The organism is Streptomyces sp. YS-3 (genome assembly GCF_045257485.1).
Classification (GTDB): Bacteria; Actinomycetota; Actinomycetes; order Streptomycetales; family Streptomycetaceae; genus Streptomyces.
In genome coordinates this window covers 1-3908 of sequence record NZ_JBJHPC010000636.1, presented here as the reverse complement: position 1 = coordinate 3908, position 3908 = coordinate 1, and the positions used below count along the sequence as shown (strand labels likewise).

The following is a 3908-nucleotide window of genomic DNA, read 5'->3' as shown; positions in this document are numbered from 1 at the left end:
GTCTTCGGCTGCGGGTGTGTGGTGGGTTGCTCGCGCAGTTCCCCGCGCCCCTTATCGGGTCGGTCTTCGGCTGCGGGCCGGTGGCGGGCTGAGCGCGCAGTTCCCCGCGCCCCTGGGCAACTGGCCGTACCCCGTCCCCCCAGGGGCGCGGGGAACTGCGCGGCCAGCCCACCACCGGGCCGCAGGTACACACGGCCCTCAGGGCGCGGGGAACTGCGCGGCCGGCCACCCACGGTCTGCGGACAAAGGCGGCGCGAGCGCGGCTAGTGGTCGGGGCGGAGCTCCGCTGGGCAGGCCGTCCCGCGGCGGAGGCTGTACGGCGACGCCAGACGGTACGTACCCGCCCGAGGCGCGAGCAGCTCCGTCCACTCGTCCCCCGCCGCGTCCTCGGACGCCTTCCACAGACAGCCGTTCGGGTTCGTGTACGTCTTCGGCACCCCGTGCCCCCGCCGCTTCGACTCCGGAGTCTCCTGCGGCGGCTCCACACCCCTGCCCTTCTCGTCCACCAGCTTCAGCCACGGCGAGTACGGGATACGGACCAGGACCCGGCCGGGCGCGCTCACCTTCAGCGTCCACTCGCCCTCACCCGCGTGCTCCACCGTCGCGGGCGGGTCGGCCAGCGGGGTCGGGTTGTCGACCGCGAACAGCCGCCAGTCGGGGTTGTGCCACAGCTCCTTCAGATAGGGCTGGCCCTTCTGGATGAGCTTGGCCTCCTGCTCGGCGCCGTTGGAGTCCGGCGGCCCCATGGGCAGCACCACGTAGTGGACGGCCCAGCGGTCCAGCCAGCCCCGGTAGCTCGCCGAGTCCAGCGTGTCGTCGTAGAAGAGCGGGTTGCGCTCCATGTCGGCCTGACGGTTCCAGCCCCGCGCGAGGTTGACGTAGGGGGCGACCGCGGAGGCCTCGCGGTGGCTGGAGGCCGGCACGACCTCCACCCGCCCGCGCTCGGCGCCGACCTGCTGGAGCTGGTCGACCAGCGGCGCGAGCGCCCGCGCCCAGGACGCGGCGGGGGCGGTGCTGACGATGTCGTCGACGGCCTTGACGCCGACCCAGACGTTCATCCCGACGAAGGCGACGACCAGCACGTACCACTTGCGCGAGCGCGGCACCGCGTACGGCAGGGCGGCCAGCATCACCACACCGGCGAAGAGCATCGCCAGCCGGGTCACGTTGGACCCGATCTGCGAGTCGATGATCCAGGTGAGCAGCACGCCCACGCCGTACACCACGGCGCCCGTGCGGACCGTCTTCCACTCCTGGGGCACCAGGAAGAGCGTGATCACCGAGAAGAGGAAGGGCAGCGACACCGAGGCGAGCGACATCGGCTGGGTGCCCGAGAACGGGAACAGCAGCGCGGAGAGCGCCACGACCGCGACCGGCGGCAGACCGAGGGCGTACGCGCCCGGGCGGCGCCGGTTCAGGAACAGCGCGGCGGCGATCACGCCGAGAAAGAGCCCGGCCACCGGGCTGCTCGCGGTCGCGAGCCCGGCCAGCGGCGCGGCGACCACGCCCTTGGCCCACCGCTCGGTGCGCCAGCGGTGCGGCCAGCAGAACACCGCCGCGACCGCGCCGAGCGCGAACATCGTGCCGAGCCCGAAGGTGACACGGCCGGAGCAGGCGTTGCACAGGAAGGCGAAGAGGGCCGCGAAGGCGCACGGCAGCGGATTGCGGACGGCCCGCACCCGCACCAGGATCAGCGTGATCAGCCCGGCCGACACGGTCCCGGCGATCATCATCGTCGTACGGACGCCGAGCAGCGACATCAGATACGGCGAGACGACGCTGTACGACACCGGGTGCATACCGCCGTACCACGCCAGGTTGTACGCGGAGGCGGGGTGGCGGCCGACGAACTCGGCCCAGGCGTCCTGCGCGGCGAGGTCGCCGCCGCTGTTGGCGAAGAAGATGAACCACAGGATGTGCCCGACGGCGGCGACGGCCGTGACGGCGATCACGGGGTGCCGGGCCGTGAACTCGCGCACCCGGGACACCACGTTGCGGCCCGGGGCCGGCGCGGGGGCCTGGTCCGGGTGCGTCGGCCCGGCCGCGGCCGTCTTCGTGGCCTCGTCCCGGCCCGTGGCCTCGTCCCGGCTCGCGTCCGGGGCCGGCCCGTCGTCCGGGGCCGGAGCCACGTCGAGGGGCCCGGTCAGGTTCTGGTCCCGCACCGGGTCCCTGCTCTCGTCCTGTATTCGCCCGTCCGGCCGAGAAGGGCTGCTGCCGTCGGCGCGTGCAGGCGTCGGCTCAGCGGTGGTCACTGCGGCTCTCCCGCCTCACACAGTCTCAGGACGTCTCTCGTCCCATCGCTCATAGGGACGCCGCCCCGCGTCCTCCAGTTGACCGAAGCTAGCACGAGAGCGCGAGCGGCCCGTGCCCGAAGTCCGGCGACCGCGGGTGGTCCCGACTGCCTGAACAAGATCATTCCGTCCGTCTCCTCCGTCCTCCGACTCCCCGGACCGGCGGCCGGAGCCGCCGTGTCCGCGCCCTGACCCGCCGCATGGGCGCGGGCCCGCACCGTCCCCCGGTGCGGGCCCGCGCTCCTGCGTCTCCCTAGCCCAGACGAGTGAGCTTCGCCCCGAAGCCGGGCTCCGCGAGATCCTTCTGCAGAGCCACCGGAGCCGAGACCTGACCGGTGCCGGAGCCCACGGTCAGCTTGCCGACCACCGTGCCCGCCTTCGCGGAGTGCGGCAGCTTGCCGCCGCCGGCCGTGAGCGAGATCGCCACCTTCAGGCTGGACCATCCGGCGACGGTCAGGTCCTTGGTCGCGACGACCGGGTCCTTGCCGCCGAGCCCGTCGTCCACGTACCCGACGACGTCACCCTTCTTGATCACGGTCTGCGACGTCAGCGACTTGCGGGTGGCGAGCAGGACGTCCTTGCTCACCTTGTTGACCAGGTCGAGGATCGAGATGGCCTTGTGCTGGCCGAAGACCGCGCCGACGATCGTCTGCTTCGTACCGCCGACGTCCTTGACGGCGGCGAAGAGCAGGTTGCCGCCCGCCTTGGAGGTGGAGCCGGTCTTGATGCCGATCGCGCCGTTGAACGGCACCAGGGTGTTGTAGTTGAGCCACTTGTGGCCGGTCGAGTCGTACCAGTACGGCTGCTTGGTGATCTCCACCAGCGCCGGGTCCTTCACCAGCTCGGTCGCGAGCTTCACCTGGTCGGCGGCGGTCGAGACGGTGGTGGCGGTCAGACCGGACGGGTCGGTGTACGTGGTGTTCGTCATCCCGAGCTGCTTGGCGGTGTCGTTCATCTTCTTGACGAACGCCGCCTCGGAGCCCGCGTCCCAGCGCGCGAGGAGGCGCGCCACGTTGTTCGCGGACGGGATCATGACCGCGCTGAGCGCGTCCTTCTGGCTGAGCGACTGGCCCGCCTTGATGGTGTCGACGGTCGACTCGTCCTTGCCGGCCTTGTTGTAGCCGCCCTCCTTCTCCGCGAGGTCGTCGACGCGGATGGAGGCACCCTTGGAGCCCACCTTCATCGGGTGGTCGCGCATGATGATGTACGCGGTCATCGACTTGGTGACGCTGGCGATCGGGACCGGCTTCTCCTCGCCGAACCGCCCGACGGTGCCCAGGCCCGACACGGTGATCATGCCCTGGCCCTCGGACGGCCACGGCAGCTGCGGCGCGGCGCCGTCGAAGGTGAAGTCCGGCGCCGACGTCATCGTCAGCTGAGCGTCCGGGAGCGGGCGTACGAACTGTACGACCGCAAAGACGATCAGCAGCAGGATGACCAGCGGGGTCCAGATCTTGAACCGCCGCACCGCGGTGCGGACCGGGGTCTGCGCCGGGGGCGGGGTGTTGGTGAGCTCCGCGAGCAGGTCGAGCGGCGGCTTCGGCGGCAGCGGCTGCTGCCGGGTCCGCTCGGCGGCGTCGGCGTCCGGCACGGAGATCCGGGGCGAGACGGGGGGCC

The 3908-nt window shown here is 71.8% G+C and carries 2 protein-coding genes; both read right to left on the bottom strand.

Going from position 1 to position 3908, the window contains the following annotated elements:
* Nucleotides 1-263: 263 nt before the first annotated feature.
* The gene (locus ACJA3G_RS32285) at nucleotides 264-1991 is read right to left on the bottom strand and encodes a glycosyltransferase family 87 protein (protein WP_406556590.1); all 1728 of its coding nucleotides are present in this window, start codon (nucleotides 1989-1991) and stop codon (nucleotides 264-266) included.
* A gap of 553 nt (nucleotides 1992-2544) precedes the next feature.
* On the bottom strand, nucleotides 2545-3908 hold a 1364-nt coding region (locus ACJA3G_RS32280; protein WP_406556589.1), incomplete at its 5' end, for a D-alanyl-D-alanine carboxypeptidase family protein.